General features: G+C 35.7%; 16 protein-coding genes. 7 read left to right on the forward strand and 9 right to left on the reverse strand.

Annotated features, from left to right (window positions below):
* Positions 1 to 24: 24 nt before the first annotated feature.
* On the forward strand, positions 25 to 1,239 hold the full coding sequence (locus RCH13_RS03500) for a 3-oxoadipyl-CoA thiolase (protein WP_326985823.1): 1,215 nt from the start codon (positions 25 to 27) through the stop codon (positions 1,237 to 1,239).
* A 215-nt stretch (positions 1,240 to 1,454) separates the two neighbouring features.
* Here the strand turns inward: RCH13_RS03500 and RCH13_RS03505 are convergent, their stop codons facing one another.
* The 8 genes from RCH13_RS03505 to RCH13_RS03540 form a co-directional block, all read right to left on the reverse strand.
* The gene (locus RCH13_RS03505) at positions 1,455 to 1,901 is read right to left on the reverse strand and encodes a VOC family protein (protein ID WP_326985824.1); all 447 of its coding nucleotides are present in this window, start codon (positions 1,899 to 1,901) and stop codon (positions 1,455 to 1,457) included.
* Positions 1,902 to 1,939: 38 nt separating this feature from the next.
* Entirely contained in the window at positions 1,940 to 2,410 is a 471-nt protein-coding gene (locus tag RCH13_RS03510; protein ID WP_326985825.1) for a hypothetical protein, read from the reverse strand.
* 23 nt (positions 2,411 to 2,433) lie between these two features.
* Positions 2,434 to 2,889, reverse strand: coding sequence for a DUF1569 domain-containing protein (locus RCH13_RS03515; RefSeq protein WP_326985826.1), 456 nt, complete (start codon positions 2,887 to 2,889; stop codon positions 2,434 to 2,436).
* A gap of 52 nt (positions 2,890 to 2,941) precedes the next feature.
* On the reverse strand, positions 2,942 to 3,502 hold the full coding sequence (locus tag RCH13_RS03520) for a Crp/Fnr family transcriptional regulator (protein ID WP_326985827.1): 561 nt from the start codon (positions 3,500 to 3,502) through the stop codon (positions 2,942 to 2,944).
* Between the two features lie 427 nt (positions 3,503 to 3,929).
* A complete protein-coding gene (locus RCH13_RS03525; RefSeq protein WP_326985828.1) occupies positions 3,930 to 5,147 on the reverse strand; it encodes an ABC transporter permease in 1,218 nt (405 codons plus the stop codon).
* Between the two features lie 15 nt (positions 5,148 to 5,162).
* Positions 5,163 to 6,122, reverse strand: a complete 960-nt coding sequence (locus RCH13_RS03530; protein WP_326985829.1) for an HlyD family secretion protein — start codon at positions 6,120 to 6,122, stop codon at positions 5,163 to 5,165.
* 80 nt (positions 6,123 to 6,202) lie between these two features.
* The gene (locus RCH13_RS03535; RefSeq protein WP_326985830.1) at positions 6,203 to 7,609 is read right to left on the reverse strand and encodes a TolC family protein; all 1,407 of its coding nucleotides are present in this window, start codon (positions 7,607 to 7,609) and stop codon (positions 6,203 to 6,205) included.
* A 321-nt stretch (positions 7,610 to 7,930) separates the two neighbouring features.
* Entirely contained in the window at positions 7,931 to 13,873 is a 5,943-nt protein-coding gene (locus RCH13_RS03540; RefSeq protein WP_326985831.1) for an alpha-2-macroglobulin family protein, read from the reverse strand.
* A gap of 119 nt (positions 13,874 to 13,992) precedes the next feature.
* Here RCH13_RS03540 and RCH13_RS03545 point away from each other — a divergent pair, with 119 nt between their 5' ends.
* From RCH13_RS03545 to RCH13_RS03570, 6 genes are all read left to right on the forward strand, one after another.
* Positions 13,993 to 14,697 (forward strand): hypothetical protein, encoded by a 705-nt coding sequence (locus RCH13_RS03545; protein WP_326985832.1) that lies wholly within the window; start codon positions 13,993 to 13,995, stop codon positions 14,695 to 14,697.
* Between the two features lie 81 nt (positions 14,698 to 14,778).
* Positions 14,779 to 15,048 carry a hypothetical protein gene (locus RCH13_RS03550; RefSeq protein WP_326985833.1) on the forward strand — a complete coding sequence of 90 codons (270 nt, stop codon included), beginning with the start codon at positions 14,779 to 14,781 and terminating at the stop codon, positions 15,046 to 15,048.
* A gap of 46 nt (positions 15,049 to 15,094) precedes the next feature.
* The gene (locus tag RCH13_RS03555) at positions 15,095 to 15,334 is read left to right on the forward strand and encodes a type II toxin-antitoxin system RelE/ParE family toxin (protein ID WP_326985834.1); all 240 of its coding nucleotides are present in this window, start codon (positions 15,095 to 15,097) and stop codon (positions 15,332 to 15,334) included.
* The gene (gene recF / locus RCH13_RS03560) at positions 15,331 to 16,410 is read left to right on the forward strand and encodes a DNA replication/repair protein RecF (protein WP_326985835.1); all 1,080 of its coding nucleotides are present in this window, start codon (positions 15,331 to 15,333) and stop codon (positions 16,408 to 16,410) included. Before RCH13_RS03555 ends, recF begins: the two co-directional genes overlap by 4 nt.
* A 96-nt stretch (positions 16,411 to 16,506) precedes the next feature.
* Complete coding sequence (locus tag RCH13_RS03565; protein WP_326985836.1) at positions 16,507 to 16,719, forward strand: hypothetical protein; 213 nt, start codon at positions 16,507 to 16,509, stop codon at positions 16,717 to 16,719.
* Positions 16,720 to 16,775: 56 nt separating this feature from the next.
* A complete protein-coding gene (locus RCH13_RS03570) occupies positions 16,776 to 17,066 on the forward strand; it encodes a hypothetical protein (protein ID WP_326985837.1) in 291 nt (96 codons plus the stop codon).
* On the opposite strand, the gene RCH13_RS03575 is transcribed toward RCH13_RS03570, so the two are convergent.
* Positions 17,044 to 19,080 carry a recombinase gene (locus tag RCH13_RS03575; protein WP_326985838.1) on the reverse strand — a complete coding sequence of 679 codons (2,037 nt, stop codon included), beginning with the start codon at positions 19,078 to 19,080 and terminating at the stop codon, positions 17,044 to 17,046. The two genes, RCH13_RS03570 and RCH13_RS03575, sit on opposite strands and share 23 nt — an antisense overlap.
* Positions 19,081 to 19,086 lie beyond the last annotated feature (6 nt).

Genomic DNA, 19,086 nt, shown 5'->3' on the forward strand with positions numbered 1-19,086 from the left:
TTTACATTTCGAAAAAAATAGAAAATGAAAGACGCATATATTATTGACGGAACTAGATCCGCAATTGGTAATTTTAAAGGCAGTTTGGCGGCAATTCGTCCGGATGATCTAATGGCATCTGTACTGAAAAGTTTAATCGAGAAAAATCCAGGTTTACCGCTAGATAAAATTGATGATGTGATTATCGGTTGTGCCAATCAAGCGGGAGAAGACAATAGAAACATTGCAAGAATGTCTTTGCTTTTGGCTGGAATTCCGGTGAATGTACCCGGAGAAACCGTGAACAGATTGTGTGCTTCTGGAATGAGTTCCATTGTTCAGGCAATGCGCGCAATTAAAGCGGAAGAAGGTGATTTATTTATTGCGGGCGGTGTAGAAGGAATGTCCAGAGCGCCTTATGTTATTTCTAAATCTGATTCTGCATTCGGAACAGATTCAAAAATGTATGATTCCAGCTTTGGATGGCGTTTTATCAATCCAGCCATGGAAAAAATGTACGGAATTGATGCGATGGGAAAAACCGCAGAAAACTTGGCAGAAATGTATTCTATTTCGCGTAAAGAACAAGATAAGTTTGCTTTAAATTCTCAAATAAAAGCCTCGAAAGCGCAAGAAAATGGCAGATTAGCCGAAGAAATTTCTGATGTTAATATTCCACAAAGAAAAGGCGATCCAATCACTATCAATCAGGATGAATTCATCAAACCGAACTCAACCTTAGAAGTTTTAGGAAAACTACGCCCCGCGTTCGTAAAGGAAAATGGTTCAGTAACAGCGGGAAATGCTTCTGGATTGAATGACGGAGCGGCGGCGGTCATTATCGCCTCGGAAGATGCGATAAAAAATTACAATCTAAAACCACTGGCAAAAATTGTGTGTTCCGCTGTGGTGGGTGTTGAGCCCAGAATAATGGGAATTGGACCAGTGGAAGCTACGAAATTAGCTTTGAAAAGAGCAGGTTTAACATTAGATCAGATTGATATAATCGAGTTGAATGAAGCTTTTGCAGCGCAAAGTATTGCGTGTTTAAAGGAACTCGGAATTGCAAATGATGATCCGAGAGTCAACATTAATGGTGGTGCTATTGCTTTGGGTCACCCACTTGGAATGAGTGGAACCAGAATTACGTATTCTGCCGCTTTGGAACTCAATAAATGTGGAAAAAAATATGCATTGGCGACGATGTGTATTGGAGTTGGGCAAGGTTATGCCGTAATTTTAGAAAATCCAAACATTTAAAAAATTCAAGTTTTAAAATAGGAAAGCGCAGAATAATTTCTGCGCTTTTTTTTATGGACTTAATCCTGCTCTTTTTCTAAAGAGAAACTTCCAGAAATTCTAGCCGCGATGGAAACGGCATCCTTTTTCTTCCCGATGAAATCGGGAGAAAAAGATATAGTGAACAGCGTGACCGTTTTTTCAAAGAAGCACAAATCATCTTGCTCCTAAAAATATTAATGCGGTTGAACTTGGAAAGGATCATCAAAATTTACCATCCAATCAATGCCAAATTTGTCTCGCCACATGCCAAAATAAGCGCCCCAAAATGTGTCTGCCAAAGGCATCGTGACATTACCACCGGCAGATAATTTTGTAAATAAATTGTCGGTTTCTTCGCGAGAATCGGTGCTGATGGAAACGGAAAAATTGTCTCCCACTGTGAAACCTGGAGTTCCCGGGAAAATGTCACTGCCGTACAAAACGGTCTCCTCAGAAATGGGCATTCTTACGTGCATGACCATTTTTTTTTGCGCTTCGGTTAATTCGGGACTACCTTCTTGTGCGGCCATATCGCCGAAATGAGTGATTTCTGCAAATTCTTTTCCGAAGGCTTCTTTATAAAATTCAAAAGCTTCTTTGCAGTTGCCATTAAACATAAGGTAGGGATTAATTGTTGCCATTTAAAGTTTTAAGAGGTAAGCTAATTGCGTTTTAAAATTCAGTTTTTCCAAATGGTTTTATAGGTCAATGTACCATCATAACTTTTCCAATCTCCAATAAAAGCGATGTATTGTTGATCAATTCTCTGCGTATTTTTGTTCCAAATGAAAGTGTAAACGAATTTTCCCTTAAAAATACCCGAATGTTTTCCCATCGGTTCCTCCGCAAATTGATAATCGCCATATACGGAACTCCGTTTCTTGCCGTCTTTGTATTTTGTGATGGTAAGTTTCCCTTCGAACTTGGTACTCGTTTTGTCTACCACAGAATTACCGGCTAGAAAATATTCTTGATCGTTCTTCTTATTGAGTTCAGAAATATTGACTTTAAACTTTAATTCTTCTTTTGTCGTGTTCCCGATGGTTCCAACATATGGCTTGGAATTATTCTGCCAGACTTCGGAAATATTTGGCATTTGCGCCGCGATGAAACTGCTTGCAAAAAGCGCAATGAGTAAAAGGTTTTTCATGATAAAGTGTTTTTCAAGTTAGATTAAACTCCAAATTGTTCCAAATGATGGTTGAGATGTTTTGCCATCATATTGTTCCATTCTTGGGCAGTCAATTTTCCGAAAGAAAAAGATTCTTTGCCGTCAAAGGCTTCTCTGCCTAATTGCTGGGTTTTTTGAATAAAGCCAATTAATCTTTTCTTTTCTTCTTCAAAATCTTTTTCATATTGTACCAAAAACATTGGTGCGGTAGGGAGATTTCTTTTGTACGGAGTTTCATTGGTGACTTTGGACTTCACAAAAGTTTTCATTAAAAAAGAAGAAATAAAGTTGGGTTTCCTTAATTTTTCTGGTTCGTACATGGCTTCATAACCAACATTCAGGTGAGATAACAATTTATCAACACTCATTTTACCCCATAATCTTGGCGAATCTGCGGTTAATTTGTTGATCCGATCAATGTAGGTTTGGGCCTCTTTGGAATTGAATACGTCTTGCATGATTTTAGTTTTATACAACAAAAATAGAGTTAATTCCAGTAACATGAACCATTCAAATTTCGCTGCGAATGCGACTCAAAGTCTCTTGGGAAATTCCCAGATAAGTCGCGATCATCCCCAAAGGTGCGCGAAGAATAATATTTGGATTCTCCTCTAAAAGTTGAATGTACTTTTCCTTTGCCGTCATGTGTTGCAGGGAATTCATCCTTTTCGACATTTGCGTGACTAAATTACCGAGAATAAATCGGCTAAAATTAGCAGATGTCAAAGAAACGGAGCACAAATCTTCCAATTTTTTATAGTCGCAAAACGTAATGGTGCTTTCTTCTAAAGTTTCAATGGTGTAGATGGAGGAAACATTGCTGAAAATGGTGTCAATGCTGCCGAAATATTTTCCTTCAGAATAAAAATTGGTGGTAATATCTTTTCCTTTTTCAAAGTAGAAAGTCCGCGCCAAACCTTCCTCCATAAAGTAAACATTCCGATTATGCGTATTTTGCTGGCTCAACAATTCTCCTTTTGCAAAAGTTTTCGTCTGGGTTTCTGTTTGGAAAAAAAGCGCAGTTTCGGAATCGATCTGGATGTATTTAGAAATTTGGTCGAGAAGTTTCAAGGTATTTTTTTTACAAAAATAATGAAAAGAAGGTGGAGATAAGACAGATTATGCTTTGAATTCACTGCCAAATCTAAATTGGTCAAACGCAAGGTTCCTTCTGTTTTGGTGGATAGAATTACGAACGCAAACCGAAGTTTCGTTGATTCCTTTAAAAAATAGAAAATAGAAACAAAGCCGTGACACTTAACAAAGAGCAAAGTTTTATTCCAGTAATTTTTAAAAAGAAATGTTTCATATCAAGCTTTTAATTTGACGACCCCTATTTTCCAGAAGCGAAATCCATAATCCTTCAAGGATTTAAAATCCTTGAAGGATTGGATAAAGAGCTGCAGGTTTTTCAAAACTCCCCAAAAAAAAACGCCTAAACCAAAGTTCAGACGCTCCACCAAACAAACAGTATGAAAACTGTTATATCTCAAAAAATTTATTCTTCCGAAGAAATCACTCTTGCCAAATTTTCCTGTTCAATTTTTTGTGAAATGTGGTACTTTTTGAAAAGGAAATGAATTTTTATTTTCAAGGCGATCCAGGCTAAAACAAAATAAACCCAACCTAAAATTAATAAATGAAGCAGATATTTCTTTGTTAAAAAATCGGATCCTTTTTGTACCAACATGATCTTCAAAGCTTCCAGATAAGGCGTTAAAGGAATAATCGCCGTAAAATTTTTGATGAATTCCGGCATGGCAAAAGAAGGCCACGTAAATCCACTGATGATAAAAGCCGGCGATGCAATCACCATTAAAATCTGAGTCGCTTTCAACGCATCTGGAACTAAAATACTCACCAATACTCCCAAATTAGTAGAGGCGATGACAAATGCGGCAGTCAAAAGAAAGAAATTTCCCACATTTTCTGGTGCCGGAATTTTAAAATAAAGGCTGCACAAATAGAAAAATAAAATATTAAAATTCGCAAAAATCCAGATCGGTAAACATTTGATCGTCATCACAACGACTGCATATTTGTGTTTTCCCGCGAAATCCTTCAGAAACGATTCCCTTTTGAATTCTTCGGAAAAAGTTACGGCCATTGCCAATAAAATAACCTGTTGCAAAACGACCGCCATCATTGCAGGCCACATAAAAATCAAGTAATTACTCGTGGTGTTAAAAAGCGTTATATAATTCGCCTTGAACGGTTCAAACTGGCTTTTTGCCATTTCCGCGTTCATGCCTTTTTTTTGTAAAGACTTAATTTCTGCGCCTGCCGAAAATGTTCCCAAGGTTTGTTGAATGGCTTTCGTCGCAAAATTCGCGGTTAAAACATTAGAAGTATTCACATAAATATTCAGCTCTGGATATTTTTTCTGCAGCATCATGGCTTCAAAACGTTCTGGAATTACGATCACTGCAGCAGCTTCCGTTTTGATGGTTTCATCTTTCAGATCGGCTGGTTCGTTGATATAACTGAGGATTTTTAAAGCTTTACTGTCTTGCAACATTTCTATCACTTGGTTGGACAAAGGCGTATTGTCGTGGTTCACCACAATTACAGGAATATTTTCGACTTTCCCCGATTGATACGTAAATCCGATCAGCAAAGCATAAAAAATAGGCGCCAAAAAGAAAACTGACAACATGGTTCTGTTCGTAAAGAACAATCGAAACTCCCTTTTCAATAAATATTTAATCTGTTTCATTTTATTGGGTTTTGATTATTTTAAAGTAACATTGGAATTCACCAAAATATCTTTCGCAGCTGATTGATTTTCGGGAACGACTTTGATTTCATAAATCGCTTCTTCTGGTTCGTAATCTGGAAAAGCAGTGGTGATATCGGCATATTTTGCCAATTGTTTGATGGCAATAATTTTTCCGGTAAATTCTTTTTTGGAATAATTTACAAGCATTTTCACGGTCATTCCTTTCTGATATTTTGCTATTTTACTTTCCGGAATGGTAAAACGGAAATAAGAAGTTGAAGGAATATAACCTGTAAACAAAGGATAACCTGCAGTTGCCAATTCTCCTTTATTCAAGGCAATTGTCTCAATTTCCATGTCATTAGTAGCAATCACATATCTTTCAGAATACGCCACATTCGCTTCCTGCAAAGCGCCCATCGCTTGATTTTGCTGACCTTGAGCCATTTCTATTTTCTCGAATCGCGTTCCGGATTGCACATCATGAAGTTCTGCATTTACGGCATCTAATTGCGCTCTTGCACCTTGATATTTTGCAAAATATTCATCGTAATTTTGGGGCGAAAGTAAACTGTCGCGATACATATTTTTTGCACGGCTAAAGGATTTTTGTGCATATTGATATTGCTGCTGCAATCCTTTTTGTTTCCCATTCAACTGACGAAGCTGATCTGGAGTCGCCCCGTTTTTCGCCATTTGAACTTGTGCTCTTGCAGAAGAAGTTGCGCCTTTTGCCTGCGCAATTTTTGCAGAAACTTCTGGAATATCCAGCATTGCAAGCGTATCGCCCACTTTTACGGATTGTCCTTCTTCTACATAAATTTTTAAGATTCTTCCCGTTAATTTTGGAGAAAAAGAAATCACTTCTTTTTTCGTTTTTCCGACAATTTCTCTTTCCGGTTTTGATTCTTTACAGCCAGAAAGGGTGATGATGCTTATCAAGGCTAAAGATTTTAATACTGTATTTTTCATGTTGTTTGTTTGCTTGTTCGTTTGTTGCAGAAATCTCCTTCCGTCTTCTATCTATTACCTTTAAGTCTGTCCACTTTGATTTAAAGTTTTTCAATCTGCAAATTCTGCGTGGATTTCATGAGTTCAATAGCGCTTCTTCTTTGATTAAAAATGGCATTTTGAACTTCGAGTTCGGCACTTTCGACATCATTTTCCGCATCAATCAAAGCAGAAGAAGTTTTGGTTCCATATCGGAATTCTTTTTCAACCTGTTCTAAACCCTGTCTAGCAATTTCCCGAGATTTTTCTTTTAATTTGATCTGCGCATTTGCAATGTTATAATTGGTTTGATTATTGGCTAAATTGAGATTCAGTTTTTTGGAAGCATCGCGCTTTTTATTTTCTAATATTTCTTTTTCAATTTTGGCTTTTTCCACTTGGTGTTTTCCTTCATTTCCATCAAAAACATCCCATTTAAAACCGACTCCGGCTTGAACAATTGGGAGAATATTTAAATTTGAGGGATTGAAATCCAATTTTTTTCCAGAGTTTGGCAATAATTCTTTTGAAGTGGAAATAGTATTGTTAAAAAGACCGAAATAACTCACCGAAGTTTGGGCCTGAACTTTCGGAACCCACCATCTTTCCTCGGCTTTAATTTTATAATCGGTGGCTTTAATTCCGTGATCTAAGGCTTGAAGCTCTACTCTATTTTCAATATTTTGATCTAAAACTTCGTAAGAAATTGTTTGAAGTTGCGGTTGAATTAAAGCGATTCTTTCCCGCTCAATTCCGGTTAAAAGATAAATTTGAGTGATCAGAAGTTCTTTTTTCCCTTCATACTCCACTAATTTAGAATCTAAATTTGCTTGCGCCAATTCTATTTTTTTATGGTCGTAAGGAGTGATTAATCCGTAACCTAAAGCTTTATCAGCCGTTTTTCGATTAATATCTAAACGTTTTTTAGATTCGTCCAAGACATTTTTGGATTCCAGAACCAAAGCCATCTGATCATAAGCTTTTGAAACCTCGGTTATGACTTCGTCACGGGTTTTCTGCATCAGTAAATTTTCCGCAATATTTTTTTCTCGGTTAGCTTCCTTCAAATATTTTACTTTTCCACCAGAATAAAGCAAAATACTCGCTTCGGCTTTTGCCATGGCAGAAATCCCGGAAATATTCAGATTATTGGAAAGTTGACCTTCTGGAATCGTCGCACCTGGAAAAATCGGCGGAAGTGCGGGAAGATTAATTTCTGAAGATTGCAAATGTGCGGAAGTAAATAAATAACCGGCTTTTCCAGAAATCTCAACTTTCGGAAGAAAAACGTCTTTGAGTTTTTGATCATCGAGTTTGGTGTATTTATTTTCCAGATTTTGTTGGGTTAAAGTTCCGTCATTCACCAAAGCACTGTCTATTATTTCCTGCAAAGTTGGCGCTTGTTGGGCCGAAAAAGCCACGGGTAAAAAGACCAAAATTTTCACGAAATTATTTTTAAAGGTTTTCATTTCTCTATTTGTTTGTGAGGGTACAAAGTTGCGGCTATCGTATGGCGAATCCTTTGACATTTGTCAAAAACGTATTTTCCCGTTTGAATTTGTGAGGATAATTTGTGCCTCGTTCGCAAAGACGGATCATTTAAAAACGAACAATTATTTCAATGAATTTCATCCACGCCCATTATTGTTGAATCCTTCGGATTCATTAAAAAATTGTTGATATTAGACAACTCGAGCGGGTTTAGTTCGGACGAAAATGAAAAATCCGCCTCAAAATTGAAGCGGATAACTTTAAAACTTTGTCAAAGATTTTAACTTTGACAAAGTAAATTATTCAGAAATCGTAATTTTTGTTCCTTTTGTATGCGCATTCATTTGCGGAGCGTAATAGTTTTGCAGCGTTGTGATTCCATTGCTGAACGTTCCGGAAGCATTACAAATATAATCGTACTCGAAAATATATTTTCCTTTTCGCATATTCTCGATATAGAAATTCGTGGATGCATCTTTTGTGGATTGATAATAGCCCAAATTGTTCTTCCATTCGTACCCGGAAATCACATTTAAAGGTTCAAATCCTGCAGCTCTCATGTCTTTCAGATGAATAAATTCCATATTTCGGTCGGTATTTAAAATCATTCTCACGGTAACTTTATCGCCAACTTTTAATGGAGTTTCACCTGTGATTTTCTGCAATTCTTCCCCATTTACGGTTTTCACTTTTTTGTACAATTCTTTGGTGATTGAAAGGTAAGATTCAGATGATTTTATTTTATCCAGACCCTCGTAATATTGCCAGAATAAGCCACCCTGAACAATTCCAGGACCAGGTTTTGTCACCGTTACGGTTCCCAATTTCTTATCGATTTTTTCACCTTTTGAAGTTGATTTCACATAACCTGTCGCTTTCGTTTCTGGATTGATCAATTCTTTTCCGCCCCAAATGATGGTGGCTTTATCGCTTTCTGCGGTTGTCCAGGATTTGCCGGAGTTTAAAATCGTGAAAATTACTTCTGCAGTTCCGCGCGAACTTCCCCAAGAGTTGACTTCTTTTTGAGTGATGAGCCAAATCTTCATTTCTTCAAGGAAATTTTCATCAGTTGGCGTTAATTTATTGAAGGCTTCCAAAGCTCCGGCGTGATTTACGGTTTTGGAATTATACCATCCCCAATCGTTCAAGTTTTGTTTCCAATAAATTCCTTGCGTTTCTGATTCTGTTGACGTTTCTTTCAAATAAGTCATTAATTTTTTGGACAAAACCGGGAGTTTATAATCATTGAAAAGCAAAGCAGCTCGATGCAAACCGAAGAAAGTGAAATCTTTGATTTCCGCTTTTGGTGCTTTTTGAATCACTAAAGTTTTCAACTGCGCTCCTTTTCCTTTCAGCGGATATTCTTTCTCCCAATAATTTCGGGTGTCGAGATAATCTAAAACATAATTATTCCAAATATCACTTCGACTCCGCTCAGTGACCGTATTAAAAGTGTAGTAGCGGAACACTTCGGAATCTACATAATTAATCAGTTTCGCAACCATTTCTTTTTGCTCGGAACTTTGATAATCCGCTGTATTTCCTTTCAGCCATTCATTAATTTTCCCGAGATTTTTCAAGATGTAAAGCGAGTTATAATAGGAACTCGGATAACCTTGGTACCAGGAGAATCCGCCATCTGGATTTTGTAATTTCTGCAATTCACTCCAGTCTTCTTTAATGGAATTTCGCATATTGTTCGCATCAAATAATCTTGCGAGTTTCTCCATTTGTTCGGTTTCATTTTTACTTTCTAAAACCCACGGCGTTTCTTCGAGCAATAATTGTTTCAACTCCTGATTTTTCTCCAGGTTAGAAACCAGTAAACCTTTGCTTTGATATTCCTCAAAAACGGTTTTTAATTTCGGGTTGGCTTTAAAAATTTCGGAAGCCAAAACATCAGCAAACCATTTATTGAAAACGACGTCTGCAGAATTGTTCGAATCATTTTTCAAACTTGGTAAGGCGAACATGATTTCCCAGATCGGATTGGTCGTCAATTCTAAAGTATTGGAGAAATTCACAGCCGTTTTCGACGTATTTTTTGCTAAATTTTCTAGGGTAAAAGTTTTGGTTTGACCTTCTTTCACAAAGATTGGAACTGCGTCCGTAACTAACATTCTGTTCGGTAAAACGGCGATTGCTTTTTGTTCTCCATCTGAAAAGGTATTTTGTCCACTGAGCGAAGTCGAAGTGGCGACAACTTTAATGATTATGGAAGAAACATCATTTGGAACTTTCACTTTCCAGGTCACAACTTCGTTTCCGTTTTCTTTCAACACGAATTCCCGCGAATTTTCACCAATTTTCACGAACTTATCTGTGATGTCTTCATTCGTAAAAGCGTCTAAAATTTGCAATTGTGCTGTTCCGCTCAGTTTTTTATCGACTAAACTAGAGAGTTTCGATTGCAGATTGAGTTCATCACCTTCGCGTAAAAATCTTGGATAATTCGGCGTTACCGAAAACTCTTTTTGCGTAATTACTGATTTTTCTAAAGTTGCAGAACGTGCATCTTTCGTATGTGCTAAAAACATCAATTTCCACTGAGTCAATGCTTCTGGTGACGTAAATTCAAAAGTTACATTTCCGTCTTTATCGGTTAATAAATTGGGATAGAAAAATGCGGTTTCGTTGAGATTTTGACGAACTGGAATCTTACTCATGTCTACTTCCACTATTGGTCCATCTTGTCCAGGATAACCTAAATTCGTTGGTGGTGGCGGAGAACTATCTACTTTTGGAGCATTTACAGGTTCCGGAACGACATTTTGCACAACCTCCATTGCAGCATCAGACATCACTTCCATTTTTGCACTTTGCTTTCTAATTTCTATTCCAGAGGCATTTCCATAAAGATATTCTTTTTTAAAATCACTTTCAAACCAAGAAAAAGTAGGAATTCTCACATTTCTTTGATCAAGGTATTTAATTCTTTTGCTATAATTTTCCTGCGCCAAATTTTCATTGATTCCATACGAATTAAGAAGGAAAAACCGTTGGTAGATTTGTTGCCAAGAGTAAGAATTATCCGCAAATTGATCCAAGGATTTATCATACATATTCGCTAAAACTTCAGCTATAGTTTTTTCTGAACTTGCACTGAGCGAAGTCGAAGTGTCGCCGAGAACTTTAACCGTCCATTTTTCTTTTTGTCCGGGTTGTAATTTATCCCGAAAAGTAACGGTTTCTATTCGCAACGGTTTTTTGTCGGAAGCAATCGTCAAATTAATTGATTCGGTTTTTACGTCATTAAAAGCGACCAACTGAAACTGAATGTTGATTTGATCAATACTTTCGTCTTTTGGAAATGCCACTTCATATTCTAAAACGCCATTCTTCAATTTCTTTTGCTCCATCAAAGTTTCTCCATTTCCATTTTGAACATATACATTGATCAACGCATCTGGAACAGCGGAATAAACATAAATTTTTGCTTTTTCAGTTCGCTTAAATTCTGATTTTGACTGAAGGACTTTTAAATAAGGTTTTTGAGAATCGGTCAAAAATCGTTTATTGAAAACAGCGAACGTTTTTTCTGTTTTAATGGTATCTTTTCCTTCAACATTAAAGAGTTCGAGTTTGTAATTTCCAGCGGATAATTTCCCTAAATCGAGTTCCGAGTTTTGAGTTTCGGGATTCGGGCTTTCAGTTTTTTCTAAGATTACTTTTTCAATTTTATCCTCTTTTTCTTCTTTGGAAAAATAATCATGCGGGAATTTTTGAACAAATTCTACCTTTGGAAACTTCGGTAAGTCCTGAACTTGATTTTCGAAATTGTTTCGGAAAACTCTTTCTTTCGGCTGAAGTTTCGACAATTTTACCTGATAGGATTTCTTTAAATTCTGATCGTTGTAATTTTTCGTTTCAACTTTAAATTTGACATTGTTATCTGTAAAGAAGTCCAGTTCGCTGAGCGGAGTCGAAGTGTTGATGTAATGCGAAACTGAGGCAACTTTAACATTTTCCGTGGCAGACTGTGTTTCTCCATTAATATCCGTCACAGATGCATTAATCTCATAATTATCAACTTGAATTCCGTCTAAAGTTTCGTCTTTTTTAAGGTCGAGTTTTATGGTGAATTCTCCTTTATCATTCGTTTTCACTTCTCCTAAAATGGAATTTTCATTATCATTTCCACGTGGGTACCACCAGAAATATCTCCAGCGAATATTTTGTTTCTTAATCTCATAATTTACGGTTGCATTGCTCAAAGCAACGCCGGAAAACATCATGGCTTTTCCTTTCAATTCAATGGTTTGTCCGTATTTATATTCCGATTTGATAGGTTCAAAAGTAACTTCAAATTTTGGACGTTTGTATTCTTCCACTTTAAATGATTTGTAAGCCGTATCATCTAAATCATCAGAATCTACTTCCAACGAAAAATTGCCATTGAGTTTTCCATTGGGCAACGTAAAACTGCCGTGGTAAGATCCAAATTCATTAGTGGTAAATTTTTGAGTCGATATCTCTTCACCGTTGGCGTCGTTTAATATAATTTCTTGAGAAATTCCCGCATTCACAGACTCCTTGTCAATGACCAACTTCGTGTTGATGACTTTGAAATAAACAATTTGCCCAGGACGATAAATTGCACGATCCAGAAATATTTGCGCCAGATTTTCTTCTTTGGGAATTGTTGATTCACTGTAATATTGATTTCCATAAACCTGCATCACATTGTAATCATTCGTAGCAGGTTGCTGAATTAAATAATATCGATAATATTGATTGTCAGGTGATTTTGGAAATTTAAAATTTGCGGATTGATCTGTTTTTACGGGAAATTCATTTTGTTTGTTATCATTTGTAAATTCAAATATTTTCAAATTCTCACTGAAAATTGCCTTCCCATTTTCTCGATTGACTAACTTCAACTGATCTTCAATTGATTTTCTCTCGTCTTTTTTGGTGAAAATCACTCGAGAATTGGTGGCGATAAAGTAGAAGTTCTCCTGAATGGCATTTTCCACCACGTATTCTGCGACGTAAATTCCAGAAGGAAGCCCCTTGATTTCCAAAGAAGTTTTGTGTAATTGGTAATCTTTCAAATCCTGCAAGTCAAAAGTTTCTTTGCGAACAAGGCTTTTCTTAATTTGACCAAAGCGAATTTTTTCATACTCATTGGCTAAATATTTTAAGAAACCCAATTGATCATCTTTAACTTCATAAATGTTTAAAGAAAATTTGGAGACATTTTTTGCATCTGCCACGACGTGAATAGGACGATTTGCCTGCGTATGTTTTTCATAATGGAAAGTCAATGTCGGCTGCAGAATAAGGCGTTCCTGATTTAAAATATTATTCAGGTACGCAGATTTTGGATATTCTAACTTGGTAGAATCTATTAGTTTTAGGGCGCCGTTAAAATCACTTTTCCCCATTAAATCATCGATGATTTCACCAATGATCATGACTTTATAATCGCCTTCTGTGGAGGAATTGACCAAATTTTGAAGTTCCTGCACCTTATCTTTACAGTTGGTCAATGCACAATGATCATTCAATTTTTGATGTTGAAAATAGAGTTTTGAATTCCCAGTATTTTTTTGAATTAATTCGGAGTATAAATTTGAAATTTTCGTTTGATTAGTTTTCTTTTCGTTGGGCGTAAAAAGTTGCGAATTATTATAAAAATTTATTTCGTTCAGACCGTTCCATTCAAATAAGGAGGGGAAATAGTCTAAATCTTCCGTGTCTCCAAAAATAGTTTTGTAGGGAGCGATTTTCAATCTTTGCAAATCGACTCTCTTCTTTGCTAATTTCTCGAAATGTGCGGTCAAATAATTCTTAAAATCCAGTTTGGACCAAGTTTCTATTTCACCGAAATCCTGATTATCGATATTGGTTCGCTGGTTAATTCGCCATTGATTTTGATTGTAATAATCCGTAAAAAAATCGCCTAACAAAACCTGATACAAAAGATGATCATCGCCTTGCAATTTAGTTTCTAAACCTTGCAATTTTTTAAAAAACTGAGTAATCGAATCATTTTTGGTATCATCATACGTTTGATTGATGATGGTAAATTCCGCTTTCAGGGAATGAATGAGTTGCACCGCATTTTCGTCTTTCATAGCCTGATTTTGAATGTCTAAAATTAGAGGAAGGTTGGATTTGTAAGTTCCTTTTTTATAGTTTTCTGATATCTTTTTCCATTGATCATCGTAATATTTTTGGGAAAAAACCTGCGTGTATGCAAAGAGCAGAAGGAAGACTGCTAAAATTTTATTTTTCATAGATTTGTTTTCAAGTTTAGAACCTCCTAGGTTTTAGCAAACCTTCAAGGGTGGAGAAAATGAACAGTTTAAATTTACTAAAAAAATACATAGTCGACAGTCAAATTTTTGTTTCCCTGATGGGAACTTTATTTGCTGTTTTTTTTATGTACGAGCAAAACATCATCAAAACACCGACCATCGCGCTCATCTTCATCACGTATTTCAGCGGATATCTTTACACGAAATACCAAAACACGGGAAAACTTTTCCACAAAATTTTAGTCTTAAATGTGATTTCTGGCATTATTTGTATGATTCTTATTATTTACAATCATAATGGTGATCGATTAATTAAATGGTTAATCATCGTGGTTTTGGGACTGCTTTATGACAGTTCTTTTCTAAAATTATTTGTCCGAAAAATTCCTTTATTTAAAATATGTTATGTGGGTTTAAGCTGGGCTTTAATTAATTCCTGGCTGATTCTACCGGAATTTAATTCAGGGATTTTTTGGATCAGTTGGTTCTTTATTACTGCTTTGGTTTTACCTTTCGATATTCGCGATATGAAATCTGACACGGTGGTCACTTTCCCCAAATTAATTGGAGTTCAACACACGAAATATTTGGCTTATGGTTTAGTTTTTATTAGTCTAATGATTGCGATCTTTTACTTAAAAACGGATTATTCTATTGCGTTCTTTCTCACATCAATTTTCACATATATCTTTATTTATTGTTCGAAGAATTCTAATAACGATTTATACTTTTCATTTTGGGTGGAAAGCTGTTCTGGCTTGCCACTTTTGATTATTTTCCTTTCCGAAATTTTTAGAAATTAAAATCGAATTATTTACCTTTACTGAAATTTAGGAGGATGGAAAATTTAGAAACTTTTAGAAGCAAATTAATTGGTGCAATCAATGATTGTTCTGACCAAATTCAATTGCAAAAAAAGCTGGGAAATTCTAAATTCTGAAAATCCAACATTCATTGCAGAATCGCCCTCAATTTACAAATCAGAACAACCGATGACAGAACAAGAAGTAGAAGATTATTTCAAGGAAGAAGTGGTGGTTTTGCCTGATTTTGTTTTAGAAATAATTAAGATAGGAATGGATGATGTGAAAAATGGACGAGTTCACAGTAATGAAGAGGTTGAAAAATATTTTGAGGAATGGCTAAAGGATTGATTTGGGCGACTTCTGCAAAAGTGCAACGTCAAGAAATTTTGAAGTATTGGAACGAAATAAATCTAAAACCTATTCTAAAAAGCGCAATAAGTTATTTAATGAGTGTGCAGAGATGATTTTAAATTGTCCCGAAATTGGCTTAGAAATTCCACATATTCATTGCCGAAAGAGATTAATTAGAGATTTTTATTTCATTTATACTTTAACGGAAGCTACAATAGAAATCGTAACAATTTGGGACACCAGACAAAATCCTGAAAAACTACAAACCATTTTCGGATTATGATTATCAAGAACTTAAAACTAATTAATTTTAAAAACCACGCCGAAAGAAATTTCGATTTCTCCAATCAGATCAACTGTTTTGTGGGGAATAATGGCGCCGGAAAAACCAATATTTTAGACGCCCTGCACTATTTGTCTGTCGCGAAAAGTTTTTTAGGAAACACCGACCTCAATAATATCCGAACCGAGGAAGATTTTTTCGCGATTGAAGGTCAAATTTTCGATGGAGAAAAAGAAAATATCATTAAGGTTCAGCTTCCGAAAGAGGCGAAAAAGATTATCAAAAAAAATGATAAACCGTATGACAGAATTGCGGATCATATTGGTTTTTTGCCCAGCGTTATAATCTCGCCCTACGATTCTAACCTTATTTCTGACTCGGGAGAGAGCCGGCGGAAATTTTTGGATGCTATGATTTCTCAAACTGATTCACAGTATTTATTCAACTTAATTCAATATCAAAAAACGGTGCAGCAAAGAAATGCTTTGCTGAAAAACTTTTCCAAAAATCGGTATTTTGATGCAGATAATCTAGAGATTTATAATGAACCTTTGGTGATTTTTGGAACGAAAATTTTTCAGAAAAGACAAGAATTTACAGATTCAATCTTGTCTTTAATTCAAAGTTATTATGAAATTATCTCCAACGCCAAAGAGAAAGTAACGGTGGAATATCAGTCGGATTTACAATTAGGAAGTTTTAGGGATCTTTTGCAAACCAACCTGGAAAAAGACCGAGTTCTAACCTATACTTCTAAAGGAATTCACAAAGATGATTTACTCTTTCAAATGAATGGAAATTCTTTGAAAAAGATTGGCAGTCAAGGTCAACAAAAATCATTTTTGATTGCTTTAAAACTTTCCCAGATGAATAGGATCAAAGAATTGACGGGCAAAACGCCGATACTTTTACTCGACGATATATTTGACAAATTAGATGATTCTAGAGTTGCTCAACTTATCGAACTGGTAAATCAAGAACATTTTGGACAAATATTTATCACCGATACGAGTAAAGAAAGAACGGAGAATGTGGTGAAGAGGATAAATGAAGAATCGAAAATTTTTGAATTGTAAATTATTGGTACGAGTTTCGGGTTTCGGGTTTCGGGTTTCGGGTTTTGAGGAAAAAAAGAAAAGACAATGATTTTTTTAATTTTTAAATGATTTGAAATGAGTTACAGAACTTTAGATATTTATAAACTTAGTTTTGATCTTTTTATCAGAACGCATCCAAATTCCTTGAAACTTCCTAAGTATGAACTTTACGAATTGGGAAGTCAATTTGAACCGCTTCAAAAAGAGTGTAATTTACTTGGTGGCAAAATTAATAATTACTTAAAATGGGTTAATATTAATTGGAATGATGAAAAAAATAAATCATAATTTGTAACTCGAATTGATTAACGCGAATCTCGAAACACGTAACTCGAAACTGAAATATGAAAAAGAAAAGAGAATTTCAATCCTCAGAACTCGTAAAATCATTCGCGAGAATCTATGGTTTTGAAGATAAATTATTGGCTTTTGAAGTAAAAGACTTCTTGCAAGACTATTTAAATGGTGCGCTGTTTCAAGAAATAGAATCAGTGAATATTAAGCGGGATATTTTAGAAATAAAAATAAAATCACCATTGCTAAGGAATGATTTCAGAATGCGTAAAACCTTCTTCCTCACTAAGTTTCAAGAAAAGTTTCCAGACGCTGGATTTAGCGATCTTCTGATTTTGTAGCCACTGTATTTTCTACCATTTCTTTGGCCCTAATATCCAAATCAGTAGATTGTATGGGAAGAAAAAATCGCAAAGGATTTTTTAAAAAATACCTTAAAATTTCTCGATAAATCTCTTTTACTTCTCCAAGATTCACTTTTCTGGAGCGGAAAGCCAAAAACATGGAGAGCCCAAAACTCACTGTAAAATTAAAGAAGCCAATAATGAAAACGGTTGCTAAAGAGATTAAAACCGTGTAGGTATCCAAATCAAATCCTTTTCCATAAAAACCTAAAGCTACATTACCAGCAGCAAAAGTGATGTGTCTAATATCTAAATCCAACCCTAAGAAAAGACCGATTGGACCCGTGACACCTAAGAAGACCCCGAACCAAAAATTAGAAACTAATCCTGCCCAGTTTCTGGCATAATAATCAGATATTCTTTGCGCCGTTTGTTGTCCCAAGAAATGATTGAGAAAGGGATTCTTCGCAATCCTTTTCGGAATATGGTAAAACACTGAACTATTGGCTACGTTACCCGAAATCAATCCCGATATGAAGAGGAAAAATCCAGCAATACAGGCGTGCAAAATTGCTTTGGAATGAAAGGGATCATGTTGCTCTAAAATCTGAGTTGCTTTATCGGCAGCAAAATTTTGCTGGAACAAAACATCTAACCCATAAATGATCGCCAAAGCCACAGGAAAAGCTAAAAAAACATTACCCATGAATGCGATGAACTGGGTCCGAAATAATTTGGAAACCAAGTGCGCAAAATCCACATAGTTTTTCTGCGTATTTTCATTCTCAGAGAGAACTTTTGCCATTGTTGCAGCCGTCATCGCAGGTTGTTTGGTCGCTAAAGTAAAGTTCATCAGATAAATCATAATAAAACCCATGGCGTAGTTGAAAGAGTACAAAATTGCATGGGAAAAATCACTCCCAGCAGAGGAGCCAAAAAATAATTTTAAGACCACAAGACATCCTACGATAACTCCACCCGCACTCGCTTTCATGAACATTTTCAAATAATCACGTGAACTGGTAGTAATGTACCGGGTTCCCGTTTCTGCGGTGTGATTGGTAATCAAATGAGAAAGTAATGTGGTGCTGTCTGCAATGAGCTCTCTTATATTATTTTTATGCGATTTAAATTCTAAGATATTGAAAAACAATTGCTTAGAATTGTCCACAATTTCTTCATCTTCATCAATGGTCATTACGCCTAAGATGGCCTCCATTCTCAACAGCTGCTGCCTGATCTTGAGCAGGGACTGATTAATTTTGCTTGATATTCCGTATCGCGATGCATTTTTGAATGATAAGGTCACAAAATCTAAGCATTGTTGCATATAGACTTTGATTTGTTTATAATTTTCATCTTTTGAATGTAAAACAAAGTGCTCATTCTGCTTAAAATTTTCATTCAGAATATCCAATTCATTTTGGAGCGCAATAAATGGATTATCAAACTTTCTATATTCCGGTGCCATATTGACAACTTCTACATCCATCGCGTTTCCTATTACACGCCACGCCAAAATATTCAGGGAAAAAAGAAGCTCTAGTTTAACATTTCTCTTTAAGATTAAGCGATCAATATCAAGCAATTGAAAAAACTCCGTGAGTTTTTCTGGTTCAAGATTTTGAAAATATTCCAAATCTCTTTTAGGACGCACAGACACTGCATCGACCAGAAACCAAACCGTATTTTCATTTTCTACGGCGGGTAATATTTTGTTCAGTATCCTTTTCTTAAATTCTGGATAGAAAGCGTTTTCGGAGAGAATATTAGCTTCGGTAAGAGATAAATTGAAGGGTTTGTCTTGAAAAATATTTTTAAGATAATGACTAAAATTTTTCGCTATTTCTGTATGATTGCGCAGAAAATCTAATATTTCATCGAAATCTGTATGCCGGATATTACGCACCAATTCTACCAAGGGTTCCAAAGATTTTGTTTCATTCTGAAAACTAAAATACTTAGTAACTACGGTATTAAAATCTAGTTTAATTCTGTTGTAAGAGGGCATAATCAG

The sequence above is a fragment of the Chryseobacterium sp. MP_3.2 genome, assembly GCF_035984805.1.
Classification (GTDB): Bacteria; Bacteroidota; Bacteroidia; order Flavobacteriales; family Weeksellaceae; genus Kaistella.